The following is an 18,272-nucleotide window of genomic DNA, read 5'->3' as shown; positions in this document are numbered from 1 at the left end:
TGCATGAATGATTATATCGCTTTAGTCGCAATCTCCTGCTGGAGCAGCTCAATCAGCTCTGCTACTGGCTTTGCGCCAATATCGCCTTCACCGCGTTTGCGGATCGATACGGAGCCAGTCTGTGCTTCATTATCGCCAACAACAAGCATGTACGGCGCTTTTTCCAGCTGTGCTTCACGGATTTTGTAGCCTAGCTTCTCATTGCGCAAGTCGCTTTCTACACGAATACCCGCTTCCTGCAGCTTCTCTGCTACTTCACGAGCATAAGCCTCGTAAGCAGTCGATACTGGAATGACCTTAGCTTGTACAGGAGACAGCCACAGCGGCAAAGCTCCTGCAAAGTTCTCTAGCAAGAATGCTGTCATCCGCTCCATTGTGCTGATAATACCGCGGTGAATAACGACTGGACGATGCTTCTTGCCATCCTCGCCAATATACTCAAGCTCGAAACGCTCTGGCAGCAAGAAATCAAGCTGTGCAGTCGATAGCGTCTCTTCCTTGCCAAGTGCTGTCTTGATCTGAACGTCCAGCTTCGGACCATAGAAGGCTGCTTCTCCCTCTGCTTCGAAGAACGGAAGCTCAAGCTCTTCAACAACCTCGCGCAGCATACGTTGCGACATTTCCCACATCTCATCGTTCTGGAAATACTTCTCTGTATCCTGCGGATCACGGTAGGATAGACGGAAGCGATAGTCTTTAATCCCGAAGTCTTCATAGACTTTGCGGATCAGGTTAACGACACGTGCGAATTCTTCCTTGATTTGATCCGGACGACAGAAGATATGAGCGTCATTGAGAGTCATCGCACGGACACGATGCAGCCCAGTCAAAGCGCCTGACATCTCGTAACGGTGCATTGTACCCATCTCAGCAATACGTACCGGAAGATCGCGGTAGCTTCTCATATCGCTCTTGAACACCATCATATGATGCGGGCAGTTCATCGGGCGAAGCACGAGCTCTTCATTATCAAGCACCATCTTAGGGAACATGTCCTCGCTGTAGTGCTCCCAGTGTCCCGAAGTTTTGTACAGCTCAACGTTAGCAAGAACAGGTGTGTACACATGCTCATAGCCAAGTCTTTCTTCCAAATCCACAATATAACGCTCCAATGTACGGCGAACCTTGGCTCCGTTAGGCAGCCAGAGGGGCAGACCTTGACCAACCTCACGAGAGAAAGTAAACATCTTCAGCTCGCGGCCCAGCTTGCGGTGATCACGTTTCTTCGCTTCCTCAAGGAAATGAAGATGCTCATCAAGCTGTGCTTTCTTGGGGAATGCTGTTCCATAGATACGCTGCAGCATTTTGTTCTTGGAATCACCGCGCCAGTAAGCGCCGGCAACACTCAGAAGCTTGAACGACTTGATTCGGCCAGTAGACGGCAGATGCGGCCCACGGCAGAGGTCGAAGAATTCGCCTTGATCATAGATCGTAATGACGGAATCCGCAGCCAGATCACGGATCAGCTCCAGCTTAAGCTCATCGTTCAGCTCTGTAAAGATCGCAAGCGCCTCGTCACGGCTGACAATGCGGCGGCGAATGTCTAGATTCTGACCAATGATTTTGTTCATTTCTTTCTCGATCTTACCTAGATCCTCAGGAGTCAGTGAATGCTCCATATCGATATCATAATAGAAGCCATCTTCAATAACTGGACCAATACCAAGCTTCACGTTAGCATCGCTGTACAGACGTTTAATCGCTTGAGCCATCAAGTGAGCTGTACTATGACGATACACCTCTAATCCTTCCGTAGAATCAACAGTTACGATCTCTATATCTGCATCAGCATCGATAGCCGTGTATACATCAACCACTTTACCATTCAGCTTGCCTGCAATGGCGTTCTTGCGAAGTCCCGGGCTAATTGAGCCTGCTACCTCTTCAATTGTAGTGCCAGTCTCATATTCTCTGACTGCACCGTCTGGAAATTTAACTTGAATAGACATTTTCATCCTCCTCGACTTTTTGCGAAGCAAAGCTTCGTAAGCAATAGCTTAGTTCTGCTTGGCGCGGGATGAACGCAAAAAAAGCACGCATCCCGCAAAGGGACGAGTGCTTGAATACCCGTGGTTCCACCCTACTTCAATTGCAATTGACGTCCCGTAAGTTGCAGATATCAAGCAATCCTTGTAATGATCTGATAACGGAGACATCCGGTGCAGCTTAATAAGAAAGCTTCGCTTCCTGGTTCAACTGCACAGCTACAAAGGGGTATATCTGCTTATGCTCGGAAGGAAATTACAGCCAAGTTTCCTCTCTCTGGGCCAGCACTTGCGGCAGGTACATGTCTTTGTCATTGCTGTTCACATTGGTTATGTGAAACATTATAGCCGCCAAACGGCGTTTGGTCAATAGGTTAGCCATGCCCTATGCCCTAAGGCTGGATCAAGCCGTTATTAACTCCTTCAAAGCTTGGATTGCATGCCGTACATTGCGCGCAAATAGACACTCTTTTATCAAAAATAGTCTCAATCGTTCGAATGACCTGCATATCCGGCTGCCTAGTGTGGATCATGATGTGCTTCGGACATACCGCAATCAACGAGCTGATGACCATATCTTCAATATTCATCTCAGTCTCAAGCATCTCCGCTACTAATCGATCCGAATGAGGCTTAGGCTCGAACAGCTGGAATGTCTCGTTGTACATGACGAAGTCATGGCTGCCTTTATGGACGAGATGAACGACAGGAACCTTCGAATCCTGCAATCCGACAAAATATTTCAGAAGTGAAATAAACTCCTGATACTGCTTATCCAGAACATATTCATCAAGGGCATATTCAACAATTTCCGACAGTTCCTTGCGGTATGGCTCCAATCTGAACGTGGTCAGACCTTCTAAATGAAGGATGGTGTTCTCCTGCAAATACCGATCAACCTCATCAGCCACCTTAGACTTGCGGCGCTGTTTGTCAGCATCGAGGAACTTGGTGCCAAGCGTATCCCACTCCGATCCATGGAGCAGATCGTGGCAATATTTTTCGATAACTGGCCCATCTAGCTTGTAATTATCCTTATACTTTCGTTTAATGATGACGGACAATATGTGCGTCTCCATATGGGTTACGACAAATTCTGCTACTGCTCTGGAAGTGGAACGAAACACCGCAGGGCTATGATCAGCCAATCTGAAATCAGGCAATATCGCCTCACAGCAAATGCTGTTATCAGCCAAAAGATTGAACTGTATTGCCTTCCCTTCATCTTCTGCTGCAATATGTAAATCAGTGTTCGTGTATTCGGACATTCTTGCAGCTAAGCTCGCTGCTGATCTCTCCAAACTCGAAGGTAGTGTTACGGTAAACAGCTCCATGAGCTCACCCCTTTCATTCCCCTTTATAAGTATATGGCCCCGGTGTTAGGGATATACGATGAAGAGATTGGGAAGTGATCATGGGGAGGGGATTTCTGCAAATATTTGGATATATAAAAAATGGACAGACACGACCATAGTCGCATCCATCCGCTGGGTAAATCAAGAGATATAAGTGCTAGTTCTGCATAATAAAATCATGCTCAGCTTTATCTGTCTCATTATAGATCTTAATGGTATTATACTTCGTATCACGCTGTGCAGGAATTTTGCCCGCTTCGCGAACCAATTGAAGAATCGATTCAATGTTCACTTTATGGGTTGTGCCCGCTGCAGAAACAACGTTCTCCTCGATCATCGTGCTTCCGAAATCGTTGCAGCCATAGGATAGAGACAGCTTACCCATCTCAGGTCCCATCGTTACCCAAGAGGATTGGAAGTTATCAATATTATCTAGCATGATGCGGCTAACAGCTACAACCTTCAGGTATTCCTCGGGCTTAGCCTTCTCACGCTTCATGTTCGTGTTATCTGGCTGGAACGGCCATGAGATGAAGGCAAGGAATCCTTTGGAATCATAGCCATTAGCGATACATTCATCTTGAGCATCACGAATGCGGAGCAAATGAAGCGCACGCTCCTCCATCGTTTCTCCGAAGCCGTATACCATCGTTGCAGTCGTATTCATGCCATGACGATGGGCAGACTTCATCACGTCCATCCAATCCGTCCATGAGCCCTTCATCCGACTGATCTTCCGGCGTGTACGGTCATCCAGAATTTCAGCTCCGCCGCCAGGAAGCGAATCCAGGCCTGCTTCATGGAGCTGCCTGATTACTTCATCCAGAGACAAGCCGTCTGAGACGACCTTCATTTTCTGAATTTCTGCTGGAGAGAAGGAGTGCATCGTGATATCAGGGAAATGCTGCTTAATTTCACGAAGCAGATCTGTATAGTAAGTAAAAGGCAGATCAGGGTTTGTGCCACCCTGCATTAGTATTTCTGTTCCGCCAACGTCAATCGTTTCTTGAATTTTATCCAATATCGTCTGGTTCTCAAGCACATACCCTTCCTTCGAGCCTGGAGCCCGATAGAATGCACAGAAACGACAATATACATCACAGACATTCGTATAATTGACATTACGTCCTACTACGAAAGTCGTTATTGGTTCAGGATGTCTTCTCAGCATCAGCTGATTTGCGACATGTCCCATTTTTTCAATTTCATCTGATTCGAACAGCGTGACGCATTCTTCCAATGTAATACGAACACCCTGCAGCGCTTTTTCTAATATTTGGTCTACGGTTGCCATTACGCAAGACCTCCTTATCCATCCGTTCTATAGTAAACATCACTTTATCCTATCACATATCATTTCATTACGTCATCTTCGGAAAATAGGCTAATAACGGAAAAACACGGCTTGTCGGTAGCGACAGCCGCGTTTTCCTCCCTTTTAGAGACAGTTAGCCGCGAAGTGCAGCATCAAGATCCTCAATGAGATCATCAATATCTTCAAGACCTACGGAGTAACGCACTAGTCCGTCTGTAATACCACGCTCATGCCGAACTTCCTTAGGCATGGACGCATGTGACATCATCGCGGGATAGGACAGAATGCTCTCTACAGCACCGAGACTGACTGCCACTAGCGGCAGCTGCACACGGCTGAGCATCGCTTTGGCACGATCTCCACTGCCAACGTCGAAGGATACGACAGCACCATAGCCGGTAGACTGCTTCTCATGAATTTCGCGGCCCGGGTGATCTGCAAGACCAGGGTAATAGACCTTCTCTACTTCAGGATGGCTCTGCAGCCATTCCGCAAGCCTCTGCGCACTCTTCTCGCTGTGCTCCATGCGAGCTTGCAGCGTCTTCATTCCGCGCATCAAGAGCCATGACTCATGAGCGCTAAGCACCGTTCCCATTCCATTCTGCAGCTGGTACAGTCGACGTCCCAATGCTTCGTCCGCTGTAACAGCGAGACCTGCAAGAACGTCACTATGGCCGCTTAGGAACTTCGTAGCGCTATGCAAGACGATGTCTACACCGAGCTCCAGCGGACGCTGGTAATAAGGCGTCATGAAGGTATTGTCGAGCATGGTCAACAATCCATGCTCTTTGGCCCATGCTGTCGTAGCCGTAATGTCGGTAATCTTGAGTGTTGGGTTCGATGGCGTCTCCATGAACACAGCTTTCGTATTCGACTTAAGCGCCGCCTTCACTTCATCGAGCTGAGTCATATCTACGAAGGTCGTCTCAATGTTCATTCTCGAGAGGACGGTCGTAAGGAAACGGTAGGTTCCGCCGTACACATCCTCCGTCACAATAACGTGATCGCCCGCTGAGAGCAGAAGGAAGGTCGTCGAGATCGCAGCCATACCCGAAGCGAACGCGAAGCCTCTAGTTCCACCCTCTAGCAGCGCAATATAATTCTCAAGAGCATCCCTTGTCGGGTTGCCAGAACGGCTGTAATCATACTGCGGCGGGTTGAACAAGTCCTTCTGGTGGAATGTTGAAGCTTGGAATATCGGAGCGCTCGAAGCGCCCGTCTCTTCATCTATTTCTGCACCAAAATGCAGGAGCTTCGTCGCGAAGCTGCGTTTGGCGATTTGTTCCTTATTCGTACGGTCTGTCATCTTCCCCTATTCCTCCCCAATCTCCTGCTTCGCCTTCTCTAATGCTTGACCCATATCTGCAATCAGATCATCGATGTGCTCAATCCCCACAGAGAAGCGCAGCAATCTGTCGTCTACTCCGATAGCTTGGCGAATTTCCTCTGGGATATCCGCGTGGGTCTGAACGGATGGATAGGTCATCAGGGACTCTACTCCCCCTAAGCTCTCTGCGAAGGCAATGAGCTGAACGTGGCGCAAGATCGGTTCTACATAACGGGCATCCTTCAAGCGGAAGGAGAAAATGCCTGTATTGCCGGATGATTGCCGGCTCTGTACATCATGGCCAGGATGGTGAGGCAATGCCGGATAATAGACATCCTCTACAGCTGGATGCTCCATCAAGTATTCGGACAGCTTCGTCGCATTATATTGATGGCGCTCCATCCGAAGGGCTAGTGTCTTCATTCCGCGCATCAGCAGCCAGCTGTCCTGAGGTCCAAGAACGGCACCAATAGAATTGTGAAGAAAAGCCATTTCTTCAGACAGCTCTTTGCCCTTCGTCACGATTAGTCCAGCTAATACATCATTATGTCCGCCCAAATATTTGGTCGCGCTATGAACAACGATATCCGCGCCAAGCTCCAGTGGACGCTGGAAGAAAGGTGTAAGCAGTGTATTATCAACAATCGTTAGCAGTCCTTTGGCTTTGGCCCAAGCAGCTACCCGTTCCACATCGGTAATCATCATTAACGGGTTAGTTGGCGTCTCGATAAGCACAGCCTTGGTGCTCGGCTGCCAGAGGGCAGACATTGCATCGATATCATTCGTATCTACATAAGAAGCTGTTACACCAAATCTCGACATGATCCGCTCAAGCAGACGGTACGTTCCACCGTATAGATCAAGCGATACGATTAGATGATCGCCCTGACTGAACAATGCGAATACCGTCTGAAGAGCAGCCATGCCGGAGCTACACGCGAAGCCTGCGTCACCAGATTCGAGCGAAGCCGCTGCTTCTTCCAAGACTGAGCGAGTTGGGCTCTTCGTCCGCGCATAATCAAATCCTGTGCTTTGTCCAAGCTTAGGATGGCGGAACGCCGTTGATTGATAAATAGGGAAGCTAACTGCACCTGTTACAGGCTCCTTCTGGGAACCGATTTGCGCCAAATGACTCTCAATTTTCATTGCCCAATACACTCCTTTGTCTCTTATATGCCAGCGCCTAGGTCATAAGGCGTTTGTTGGTATACATAATAATTCAACCAATTCGAGAATAGCAGATTCGCATGCGAACGCCATGTGGATAGAGGCAATGCCTCTGGGTTATCACCCGGGAAATAGTTCTTAGGAAGATCAATCTTCATTCCTTTGGCCACGTCACGATCATATTCATATTTCAAGGTTAAAGGATCGTATTCGGAATGTCCGCTTACGAAGATTTGACGACCATCTTTGGAGGCAACAATATATACACCCGAATCCGCAGATTCCGACAAAATATCAAGCTTCTCAATGCCTTCGATATCCTCGCGGCGCACCTCAGTATGACGTGACTGCGGTACATGGAACAGCTCATCGAAGCCGCGAAGCAGATTCACATTGCGCTTCTCAACCGTGTGCGGGAATACGCCGAATATTTTCTCATCCAGATCGTATTTCTGTACGCCATAATGATGGTACAAGCCTGCCTGTGAGGCCCAACAGATATGGAAGGTAGAGGTCACTCTGCGAGCGCTCCAATCCATGATTTCTTTGAGCTCCTCCCAATAATTAACCTCTTCGAATGCCAGATGCTCAACCGGAGCGCCTGTAATGACTAGTCCGTCATAATATTCGTCTTTGATATCCTCGAATGTTTTGTAGAAGGTTTCCAAATGCTCGGAGGATGTATTCTTGGACGTATGTGTAATGGGACGTATCAGAACGACCTCAACCTGCAGCGGCGTGTTACCGATTAGACGAAGCAGCTGTGTTTCAGTGGTCTCTTTGGAAGGCATTAAGTTGAGGACGGCAATTCGCAAAGGACGGATGTCCTGGTGGTAAGCTGTGCTCTCATCCATAACGAATATATTCTCGTTATTCAGAATCTCCTTGGCTGGCAATTGATCAGGTACTTTAATCGGCATATGATTCACTCCTCTGCTATATAGTCGGTATTCTATACGCAAAAAAGACCCTTTCTGCGTGAGAAAAGGTCGTATGCTCATTGGAAAAAGCCTTCCGCCTCTCTCATCTCCCAGAAGCATAAAAAAATATGCCTCCGCAAGAATTAGCACCGTGCTTACGCCGGTTGCCGGGCTTCATCGGGCTAGTCCCTCCGCCTGCTCTTGATAAGAAAGTAAATCTATTCTGTTTTCGAATCCAACTTATATTTTTACTTTAATGGATTCTGCGATTCGCGTCAAGAAGGTTATTCGCATATGATGATTTAGGTTAAATACCTTGTATTAATCCTTGTATGTAAAGCTGCAGCCGGAGTATACTAGACAAGGATTATACGTATAAAAGTGTGAGCGTATTGTCCCATTATTTCAACTATTTGTGTGTAAAGGGGTGCTTAAGGACATGGAAGGCGACCGACCCAAGCCTGACAACATTCGAATACGGCTGCTGCCGGAGCTTTTCGTGACCGGGCTGAAGCAGGGTTAACTAACCCTTCCCGCTGCACGTGTGATCCGGCAGTCTCCGTTAACTAGAGAGGAGAAGCCCGGATGAAAATTCGTCTCGTGAACAACGGTGTATTCACTACCGTTGATGATATTAACCAAACGCTGCATCCAGCGACAACAGGCTTTTATTGGATTGATGCCGATGTCGAGGATCTGGCCGTACTGCAGCCGTTATTCGGCATGCATGATCTGGCAGTAGAAGACTGCCTAAGTGAAGAAGAACAGCGGCCCAAGATCGAGATTCATGAAGGCCATTATTTTATAGTAATCAACAGCATTCGATTCGATGACGAAGAAATCTTCCTTCGCGCATTGAATATTTTTCTAGGTCGGCATTATATTATTACGGTTACTAAGCAAAAGATTAATGAGCTTCGTTCTCTTAAGCCCATTCTATGGGAGCAGGAGGTCAGCCGCCCAGACTACTTCCTGTATCATCTCGTCGACCTCGTCGTCGACAATTATTTTCTCGTAGGCGATCGAATCGATACGCGAATCGAGACGCTTGAGGAAGATATATTAATGAACACGAAGAAATCTCATCTGAACGAGATTATCGGTCTGCGCGGTGAGATTCTATGGCTCAAAAAGGTGCTCGGTCCGCAGAAGGATCTGATCGCTACCCTCAACAAGCGCGACTTGAAGCTTATTGATGATCAGCTGCAGAAGTATTTCAGCGACATCTATGAGAATGCCGTCAAAATCGCTGAGTCGTTCGATACGTATCGAGAGCTCATGGGCAACTTACGAGAGGCTTATCAGTCGAGTATCTCGGCCCGCGCGAATGAGATTATGCGCGTGTTTACGGCAATGACGACGATATTCATGCCTCTGACGTTCATTACCGGCATATATGGAATGAACTTTGATTTTATTCCCGGCTTGCATCTCCGGGGCGGATCGTATATTTTGCTCGGCATCATGCTGGTGCTGGGCTTTGGGATGCTGGTGATTTTTCGGAAGAAAAAATGGTTATAGTGGGGAGCCGCTCGATTTTCGGGCGGCTTTTTTAGTTTTGATTTGAGCTAGCTAGGGGACGTTCGGCGTTCGGGGGACGGGGGTTATCTTCCAGCCGCTGTTGTCCGCCCTTTTTTTGATTCCACCTATAAGGTGAAAAAGGTCGGACAAAGGCGGACGCAAGCTCTTCCAGACAACTCCCCTCTCCCCCTTCACACTCACTCCCCACCACCCCAAGTTCAAAACAACCAAGCCGCCCAAAATCCCAGGCGGCTTGGTGGGGTAGAAGCAAAAGCGAGGTTCAGGTGCTGGGCACGAACCTCAGGTGCATAAATGCACAAGTGCATAAGTGCACAAGTGCACAAGTGCACAAGTGCATTAACACAATGCTACTATTCGTCGAAGAGGTTGGTCGAGAGGTAACGTTCGCCGGTATCTGGGAGCAAAGCGACGATAGTCTTGCCCTTATTCTCTGGACGGGCGGCGATTTCGGCTGCTGCATAGACGGCTGCGCCTGAGGATATGCCGACAAGAAGACCCTCGCTTCTTGCAAGCTCGCGAGTCGTATTGATCGCATCTTCATTCTTGACCTTGAAGATCTCATCCACGACTGCCCGGTTGAAGTTACCTGGTACGAAGCCCGCTCCAATCCCCTGGATCTGGTGAACACCACGGCTCCCTCCAGATAATACCGGAGAGCTGTATGGCTCCACTGCGATAATCTGAACGGATGGCTTCTTCTCCTTCAACACTTCTCCAACGCCAGAGATCGTTCCGCCTGTACCGACACCTGCAATGAAAATATCAACCTCACCATCCGTATCGTTCCATATCTCCTCCGCTGTCGTCAGCTTATGAATGTTAGGATTTGCCGGATTGTTGAACTGCTGCGGAATATATGAATTCGGAATCTCAGCGGCTAATTCATTTGCTTTGTTGATAGCTCCTGTCATGCCTTCGGCAGCCGGTGTAAGGACTAGCTCCGCACCTAGTGCCAGCATCAGCTTTCTCCGCTCCACACTGAATGAATCCGGCAATATAATAATTAACCGATAGCCAAGCGCCGCAGCCGCGAACGCAAGGGCAATACCCGTATTGCCGCTCGTCGGCTCGATAATGACACTGCCCTCGCTAAGCTTGCCTTGTTCCTCCGCATCGTTAATCATCGCAAAGCCAATACGATCCTTCACACTGCCTGCAGGATTGAAATATTCCAGCTTGGCAATCAGCTTCGCTTGAATCTTATGCTTCTTATTATAGTTAGTAAGCTCGAGCAGCGGCGTGCTGCCGATCAATTGTGTAAGATTGCTGTAAATTTGGGCCATAGGGCTCACCATGCCTTTCCATTCCACTAGTAATCCTGATCAATATAATCGGGATAATAATAGTATACCATTGAAGAGTTGGATCGCCTCATTACAATTCATTATAGAATAGGAACAATTCCGCTTATAATTTCCTTAGGTACAACTGAAGCGGCTCCAAATCCAGCTCACGAATGCCCTCCGCAACCAGTCCCGCGATGCGAATACCGCCTATTTCTTGAAAATGTGTGTCGTCCTTCGCACCCTCTGGGAAGCTGACGAACTCTCCCGGGTAAGCCCACATGAAGAGTGCCTTGGACGGTTCGTCTCCGAGTTCCTCATACAAGCTTTTACTCTTGGCAGCCAGATCAATTAAAGGTACATTCTGTTCTTCCGCGAGCTCCTTCATCGCCACAATGTAATCACCATGCGTATCGATAATCTGACCACTTGCGTTGAACTTACGTCGATGCACCGGAGTAATCAGGACAGGCTGCGCCCCTCTGCTCCTTGCTTCCTGTATGTACACGTTCAAATATTGCTTATACGTTGTAAAAGGGTCCGTCGCCCGTTCTTCATCCGGCTTCTCATCGTTATGTCCGAACTGAATGAACAGACAGTCATTGGGCTTGATGGCATCCAGAATAGGCTGAAGTCTGCCTTCTGCCAGGAAGCTCTTCGAGCTTCTGCCTGAGTAGGCTTCGTTAACCAGCGCAACGTCTGCATTGAAATATATCGGAAGCATCTGACCCCATCCCGCATAAGGGAATGTGTCTTGATCCGTTACCGTAGAGTCGCCTGCGAGAAAGATCGTCGTTGCCTGCACCGTCTCTTTAATCTCAATAGAGTTAATGCGCGGAGCCACGCCTGAAAAAGCCAGCTTCAGCTGTCCCGTATTCACATGAACAGTAAAGCTGCGAACGATGAACTGACCTGCCGAAGCAGATGTCTGGTGCAGCACAATCCGGTTCGGACCTGCCTTCACTGTTGTTGTTGCGGGTGCAATGGAATCTCCCATAACTAATGTAATGGTGTAATTGCCATTCGGCACGTCGATCAGGAATGTGGCATCCACCGGTATGCAGAACGATCCTCGCAGCTTATCGGGAAAACCCCGATCCCGTGAATTGACAATGCCATTCCCATCAAATCCGTAGCCCAGCTTGTCATTATACAATGTATCCGCACACACCTGCGTATAGCCCGGCTCTGCTTGGCCTGGTCCACAATCAAATTTGTATTGTATTGTCATCTGTCGCACCATCCTCTCCATGTCCCCTACAGGGCAATATGATTCCCTATTCACATTGTGAATGCTCCGGTTCTTGCTTGGCTATGTAAAAAGTCGATACATTTGTTGAAAATTCCGACTATCTCGTTTTCGACATTCGAATAGAATATCCTCCATATTTGGAAATATGGAATGGAAGAATGGACATTTTGCTAAAAACCCATTGTTTCCTTTATAATAAAAGTTATGTTACCACTGCCCGGAGAACTTTTTTACATACAAAGGGGGGATTGGAATGAATATTAGCCAGCTAGAAACGCTCCTCATGATTTCCAAAACGATGAGTTTCCGCAAAGCCGGCGAACTGCTTAATTTAACGCAGCCTGCCGTATCGGCACAGATTCGGACACTGGAGGATGAATTTAAGACCGTTCTTATCGATCGTAACCAGCCAGTAACCCTGACCGACAACGGGCAAGTATTTCTTGAGCACGCTGAGAGAATATTAACAATCGTAGAAGAGCTCAAGCAGAAGCTGTCTGATTTGAACCTAACACCGCAAGGCCATATCGTTCTTGGTACAACATCTTCTATCGCCATTCAAATTTTACCGCGAGTGCTGTCCTACTTCCAGGATCAATTCCCATTAATCAATACAACGATTCACACTATGCCGTCCTCACAGGTCATGACCAGTGTAGAGAATGGCTTCGTTGATATTGGCATTACTTATTTAACGGAAAAAAATCCGAATGTGGCTTCATCCGTCCTTTATTACGATACATTCGAGCTAGTTGTCTCTCCCGCTCATCCATTGAGCCATCTTACGCATACTACCGTAGATGCGCTCAGAGATATTCCTATTATTATGCTTGCACCAGATACACTCGGACGACGGTTCTTGGATAAAATTTTACGCAAATACAACTTGCAGCCTAATATTGTAATGGAGCTCTCGAGCAGTGAGGAAGTCAAACGAATGGTTGAGATCAACCTTGGCGCAGCAGTCGTATCCAAGCTGTCTATCGCGAATGAACTCCGGCAAGGGACGCTGCGTATGATCAAAGTCAATGAGCTTGAAATCAGTCATCCGGTCGGTCTCGTATATAAATCAGGACGTTATCTGAATTCCGCCATGCAGCAATTTCTGAATGACCTCAAAGGCATGCCAGAGGCTCAATTCTTCAGCACCGAATAAGTGAATACGAATATTAGTCGCTTTTCTTCGATAAACTTAAGGAGGGTTATACATGAAATTCGATTTACATACTCATCACGAGAGATGCGGACATGCCATTGGGACAATTGAAGACTACATTATTGCAGCGATAGATGCCGGACTACAGGTTATCGGCATTTCGGATCATTCTCCATATTTCGGAAGCGAGCATGATCAGCCTTTCCCTGGTATCGCTATGGCAACTAGTGGATTCAAGCAATACATTGATGAGGTTCTGAAGCTGAAGAAGCAATATAGCGGTCGAATTGAGGTCCTGCTCGGCATGGAATCCGACTTTTTCCCCGCTCATATCGAGAAATATAAGGAAGCATACAAGGATGTGCCGTTCGACTATATTATTGGCTCCGTGCATCAGGTTAGCGGCGTAAGTATTTTCAACCGCAATCGCTGGAAGGGACTCTCGGAGAAGCGGCACATTGAGGAGAAGCAGCTCTACTATCAGTTGATCCAACAATCGGCAAGCAGTGGCATGTTCGAGATTCTAGGGCATATCGACGCTATGAAGGGGTATTATCCGGCGTTCTCCGATATTCCTGCCACAGAGGACATTGACGAGACACTTCGAGTAATCGCCAAGCATGATGTCGCTATCGAGATTAATACATCAGGAAGTACAAAGGATGTCGGAGGCTGGTACCCTTCTGATGCTATTCTAGAGCGGGCGCTTCACTTCGGCGTGAACGTCACCTTCGGCTCCGATGCCCATGTGCCAGCACGTGTCGGCGATGAATGGGAGCTCGTACGCAGCCGTCTACAAGAAATTGGCTTCAAGCAATGGGTATTCTATCGTCAACGCCATCAGATTATCGTTCCTATCTAAGTCATGTATCTATTCGCAAAAGGGCCTGTGCTTCTGCCGATGGTTGAATATCGGTGTCGCATGGCCCTTTTTCTACAGGTATTGGCTTGTTCGTGGGATGGGTGGACAAAAAAAGTGGACCCGTGCGATCACGGGTCCAAAAAGTTATATTAAAAGGGGGTCTTGTTTATTATAATAGCCCATTAATGTGTTCGCAGCGTAACAGAACTATTTCATTTGTGTAACAAATTTAAAGCTCCTGTAAACTGCGGGCTTACGAAGACGTTTTTTGCTTCGCAAAACAGAGCTTATGCTTACTAAGACGTTTTTGCTTCGCAAAAAACAGAGTTTATGCTTTCGAAGACGTTTTTGCTTCGCAAAAAACAGAGTTTATGCTTTCGAAGACGTTTTTGCTTCGCAAAAACGATAGGAGTGGTGGATCATGTGGCTGGCAACAGCGGTCGGCAGCGCTTTGCTGTTCGGACTCGCAGGCTGGTGGATGAAGGTAAGCCAAATGCGCGGAGGCACAACCTCCGTTATGCTGCTAGGATTATACGCTTCCGGTACGTTAGGCTTTGGCATTCATTCAGCAGTGGAACAATCTTTATATGAATTGCTGGATTATCGCGTCTGGTTGGCGGGCCTAATCATCGGTGCCGGCTCAGCGCTAGGCAATGCTTTGTTCATGAAGGCGCTCGATTATGGCCCAGCTAGCTTGACTTCCCCTCTAACGAATATGAATATTGTGCTGGTCATTGCACTCGGAACTATAGGATATGGGGAAACGTTAGGTTTCAATGAAGCAGTAGGCATCATTCTTCTTCTGCTTGCTGTTATCCTCATCTCGTATAAAAAACAAGTGCGTAGATCGACTATAGAAAAACAATGGTTCATTTATGTTGCGGCAGCGATTCTTTTTTTCACCTTCCGTAATGGCGGTCTAAAGATTACTGAGGAGCTTGGATTATCTAGCGCTCCAATCCTCTTCATCGGATATGGCCTATCCTTCCTCTGGTTCGCCGCTCGGACTAAGCTGGGTGCTGACCGCGGCAAGGCATGGACGGGCATGAAGCTGGGCCTGCTTGCAGGTGTATTCTCTTATGCGGGACTCCAGCTGTACGCTGTTGCTCTCGCAACGGGACAGGCTAATCTGGCAGCCCCGATCTTCGCAACCAATAGTCTCGTTGTCGCAGGAGGATCTATCCTCTTCTACCAAGAAAAGCTCACGCCCCCACAATGGGCAGCTTTCGCTCTTACGATAGCTGGGCTTGTCATTATCCGCTTGTAAGCAATAGTAATGGAACCATCAAAAGGGGTTGTCTCTCAGTAATTGTTGTTCAATTACGAGGGACAACCCCTTTGCCAAAAGCAAAGCGACCACCTCCTGACATCGATCATCAGTAAGCAGTCGCTAATCAGTTAAGCATTTAAATTATTGAAGCAGTGCATCAATGGAAATTTCTCCAGCGCCTGTGAAGGCTACGCCAAGCGCTACAGCGATAAGCACCAGATTATATTCGTAGCCATTCTGTGTTGACCACAAGCCATTGGCTCCGTGAACTTTAATAATTGCCATCAGCATAGGAACAATAAGAAGAATAGCGCCAACTATCGTCCATAAGCCGGCTGCGAATAGAATACCGCCAACCAATTCAGTCAACCCTGCACCTATAGCCATTAGAACACCTGGTTTGAGCCCCATCGACTCAAGCCACCCTGCAGTGCCTTTCACACCGTAACCACCGAATAATCCGAATAGCTTTTGGGCGCCATGCCCCACCATTAACAAGCCAATAACCAACCGTATAATTAATAATCCTACATCCAACATTATAACCTCACCCTTCATCTCTCATATCGTATTTAATCGAGCGGCCGCTCTCTGTTACATTTATCTTATGTTAAGTCACTTACTTTTGTCAAGTTAATAAATATTATATAGTTTGTAGGACATTGGATGGAATTGCACTTACTTTTCCTAAGTGAATATGCTACAATAGAAACAGAAAAAGCGGGGTGATCGCGTTGGATTATTCAACAATGTGCCCAAAGTATGAAGCTGCCTCCGATGTCTTGGGGAAGAAATGGACTGGCTTAATTATTCGGGTACTTCTCGGCGGACCGAAACGATTCAAAGAAATCAAAGAACAAATTCCTGAGATGAGCGACAAAATGCTCACTGATCGAATGAAGGAGCTAGAAGCTCAATCCATTATTAAAAGAACCGTATATCCAGAAATGCCCGTACGTATTGAGTATGATTTGACGGTCAAAGGACGGGAGCTACAGCCTGTCATTGAGTCAATTCAGAAGTGGGGAGAAGAATGGATGTAGTATAGAGGAGGCCGCGCAAGCGGCTTTTTTTATTTGTCCTGCATCTATAGCTCCTCGAAGATGCAAATGCAGGACAGCTAACAGCATAGACTAGCCCTTCCCAACTAGATACTGAAGCAGAACGCCTCACTAAACCGGAAAACAACCTTAGATGCTACGCTCGACGCTCCTAACCCACCAATAAGATCAATATCGACCTTAGATCGCCTCCTAACACCCAGATTCTGTACTCAAACACCTCTCTAAGCCGGAAAACGACCTTAGATGCTTCGCTCGACGCTCCAGACCCACCAATAAGATCAATAACGACCTTAAATCACCCTCTAGCACCTAGATTCTGTACTCATACGCCTCACTAAGCCGAAAAACAGCCTTAGATGTACGATCGACATTCCAAACCCACCAATAAGATCAAAAACGACCTTGGATCATCCTCTAGCACCCAAATTCTCCAAATTCTGTACTCATACGTCTCACTAAGCCGGAAAACGACCTTAGATGCTTCGCTCGACGCTCCAAACCCACCAACAAGCTCAATATCGACCTTAGATTGCACTATCGCAGCCAGATTATGTACCAGAACGCCTCTCTAAGCCGGAAAACGACCTTAGATGCTTCGCTCGACGCTCCAAACACACCAACAAGCTCAATATCGACCTTAGATCGCACTATCGCAGCCAGATTATGTACCAGAACCCCTCTCTAAGCCGGAAAACGACCTTAGATGTTACAACCGATGCTCTAAATCCACCAACAAGCTCTATATCGACCTTAGATCACACAAAAGCAGCCAGATCATGTACCAGAACCCCTCTCTAAGCCGGAAAACGACCTTGGATGTTTCGCTCAACGCTCCAAACCCACCAATAAGACGGACAATGATCACGGGGCAGAGAAGTTGACATTTGATAAATTATATTTTATTATTGATAATAATTATCATTGTCATTATTCAGGCTTGATCAACTAATCAACTTATTACCATAAAAAAAGCCCCCCGCATAAGCGGAGGACTCGACTCGAAGGCTGACTACATGCCCAGCCATTTTTTGAACAGATGCTTTGTTGTATCTTTGTTCATTGCTGCAATGGAAGTCGTAAGCGGAATGCCTTTCGGACATGAACGCACACAGTTCTGTGAGTTGCCGCAGCCTTCAATGCCGCCGTCTTCCATCAGAGCTTCAAGACGCTCTTCCTTGTTCATCTCACCTGTCGGGTGAACGTTGAATAGACGAACTTGAGAAATGGCAGCAGGTCCGATAAAGCTGTTCCGGTCGTTCACGTTCGGGCAAGATTCCAAGCACACACCACATGTCATACATTTGGACAGCTCGTAAGCCCATTGACGCTTCGATTCTGCAAGGCGCGGTCCAGGTCCAAGATCATACGTTCCGTCAATCGGAATCCATGCTTTGACCCGTTTCAGCGCGTTGAACATGCGTTCACGGTTAATAACGAGGTCACGGACCACAGGGAACGTACGCATCGGTTCTAGACGAATTGGCTGCTCCAGCTGATCGATCAGCGAGCTGCACGCTTGGCGCGGCTTGCCGTTAATGACCATGGAGCAAGCTCCACATACTTCTTCCAGACAGTTGGATTCCCAACATACTGGTGCAGTATTAGCTCCATCCGCTTTTTTCGGATTACGTTGAATTTCCATCAGTCCGCTAATAACGTTCATATTCGTGCGGTATGGAATTTCAAATTCTTCTGTATATGGCTGGGAATCTGGGCTGTCCTGACGAGTAACGATGAACTTTACTGTTTTAGTAGCAACTGTAGTTCCGGCCAT

15 protein-coding genes and 1 riboswitch are annotated in these 18,272 nt (G+C 47.4%); of the genes, 5 read left to right on the top strand and 10 right to left on the bottom strand.

The genetic code is table 11. The features are described 5' to 3' along the window. Positions 1-11 precede the first annotated feature (11 nt). The 6 genes from thrS to metA all read right to left on the bottom strand — a co-directional run bounded on the left by thrS (position 12) and on the right by metA (position 8,069). Complete coding sequence (gene thrS, locus AC6ESP_RS03710; protein ID WP_497095323.1) at positions 12-1,949, bottom strand: threonine--tRNA ligase; 1,938 nt, start codon at positions 1,947-1,949, stop codon at positions 12-14. A gap of 428 nt (positions 1,950-2,377) precedes the next feature. Then, positions 2,378-3,319, bottom strand: a complete 942-nt coding sequence (locus tag AC6ESP_RS03705) for a putative sporulation protein YtxC (protein WP_497095322.1) — start codon at positions 3,317-3,319, stop codon at positions 2,378-2,380. 178 nt (positions 3,320-3,497) lie between these two features. Then, positions 3,498-4,634 (bottom strand): cyclic dehypoxanthinyl futalosine synthase, encoded by a 1,137-nt coding sequence (gene mqnC / locus AC6ESP_RS03700; RefSeq protein ID WP_497095321.1) that lies wholly within the window; start codon positions 4,632-4,634, stop codon positions 3,498-3,500. A 154-nt stretch (positions 4,635-4,788) separates the two neighbouring features. Beyond that, positions 4,789-5,961, bottom strand: a complete 1,173-nt coding sequence (locus AC6ESP_RS03695) for a trans-sulfuration enzyme family protein (RefSeq protein ID WP_497095320.1) — start codon at positions 5,959-5,961, stop codon at positions 4,789-4,791. Between the two features lie 6 nt (positions 5,962-5,967). Then, on the bottom strand, positions 5,968-7,128 hold the full coding sequence (locus AC6ESP_RS03690) for a PLP-dependent transferase (RefSeq protein ID WP_497095319.1): 1,161 nt from the start codon (positions 7,126-7,128) through the stop codon (positions 5,968-5,970). A 23-nt stretch (positions 7,129-7,151) separates the two neighbouring features. Next, complete coding sequence (metA, locus tag AC6ESP_RS03685) at positions 7,152-8,069, bottom strand: homoserine O-acetyltransferase MetA (protein ID WP_497095318.1); 918 nt, start codon at positions 8,067-8,069, stop codon at positions 7,152-7,154. A gap of 100 nt (positions 8,070-8,169) precedes the next feature. Further along, positions 8,170-8,280, bottom strand: a riboswitch (SAM riboswitch). A gap of 374 nt (positions 8,281-8,654) precedes the next feature. Here metA and corA point away from each other — a divergent pair. Continuing rightward, a complete protein-coding gene (gene corA, locus AC6ESP_RS03680) occupies positions 8,655-9,590 on the top strand; it encodes a magnesium/cobalt transporter CorA (RefSeq protein WP_497095317.1) in 936 nt (311 codons plus the stop codon). A 371-nt stretch (positions 9,591-9,961) separates the two neighbouring features. Here the strand turns inward: corA and cysK are convergent, their stop codons facing one another. Both cysK and AC6ESP_RS03670 read right to left on the bottom strand, forming a co-directional pair. Further along, entirely contained in the window at positions 9,962-10,894 is a 933-nt protein-coding gene (gene cysK, locus AC6ESP_RS03675) for a cysteine synthase A (protein ID WP_497095316.1), read from the bottom strand. 124 nt (positions 10,895-11,018) lie between these two features. Then, positions 11,019-12,125: a rhamnogalacturonan acetylesterase gene (locus tag AC6ESP_RS03670; RefSeq protein ID WP_497095315.1), complete on the bottom strand. Its 1,107-nt coding sequence runs from the start codon at positions 12,123-12,125 to the stop codon at positions 11,019-11,021. A gap of 274 nt (positions 12,126-12,399) precedes the next feature. Between AC6ESP_RS03670 and AC6ESP_RS03665 the strand changes: the two genes are divergently transcribed. The 3 genes from AC6ESP_RS03665 (at position 12,400) to AC6ESP_RS03655 (ending at position 15,431) form a co-directional block, all read left to right on the top strand. Beyond that, on the top strand, positions 12,400-13,302 hold the full coding sequence (locus AC6ESP_RS03665; protein WP_497095314.1) for a LysR family transcriptional regulator: 903 nt from the start codon (positions 12,400-12,402) through the stop codon (positions 13,300-13,302). A gap of 52 nt (positions 13,303-13,354) precedes the next feature. Continuing rightward, entirely contained in the window at positions 13,355-14,164 is an 810-nt protein-coding gene (locus AC6ESP_RS03660) for a histidinol-phosphatase (protein WP_497095313.1), read from the top strand. Positions 14,165-14,585: 421 nt separating this feature from the next. Beyond that, complete coding sequence (locus AC6ESP_RS03655; protein WP_497095312.1) at positions 14,586-15,431, top strand: EamA family transporter; 846 nt, start codon at positions 14,586-14,588, stop codon at positions 15,429-15,431. A 144-nt stretch (positions 15,432-15,575) separates the two neighbouring features. Here AC6ESP_RS03655 and AC6ESP_RS03650 read toward each other — a convergent pair whose 3' ends face one another. Further along, the gene (locus tag AC6ESP_RS03650) at positions 15,576-15,974 is read right to left on the bottom strand and encodes a DoxX family protein (RefSeq protein ID WP_497095311.1); all 399 of its coding nucleotides are present in this window, start codon (positions 15,972-15,974) and stop codon (positions 15,576-15,578) included. Between the two features lie 209 nt (positions 15,975-16,183). On the opposite strand from AC6ESP_RS03650, the gene AC6ESP_RS03645 reads away from it, so the two are divergent. After that, positions 16,184-16,477: a winged helix-turn-helix transcriptional regulator gene (locus tag AC6ESP_RS03645; RefSeq protein WP_497095310.1), complete on the top strand. Its 294-nt coding sequence runs from the start codon at positions 16,184-16,186 to the stop codon at positions 16,475-16,477. A 1,030-nt stretch (positions 16,478-17,507) separates the two neighbouring features. Here the strand turns inward: AC6ESP_RS03645 and sdhB are convergent. Next, positions 17,508-18,272: a succinate dehydrogenase iron-sulfur subunit gene (sdhB, locus tag AC6ESP_RS03640; RefSeq protein WP_497095309.1), complete on the bottom strand. Its 765-nt coding sequence runs from the start codon at positions 18,270-18,272 to the stop codon at positions 17,508-17,510.

It is taken from the genome of Paenibacillus xinjiangensis (genome assembly GCF_059686975.1).
The sequence above is the reverse complement of the archived record's forward strand: the minus strand, read 5'-3'. Positions and strand labels throughout refer to the sequence as shown.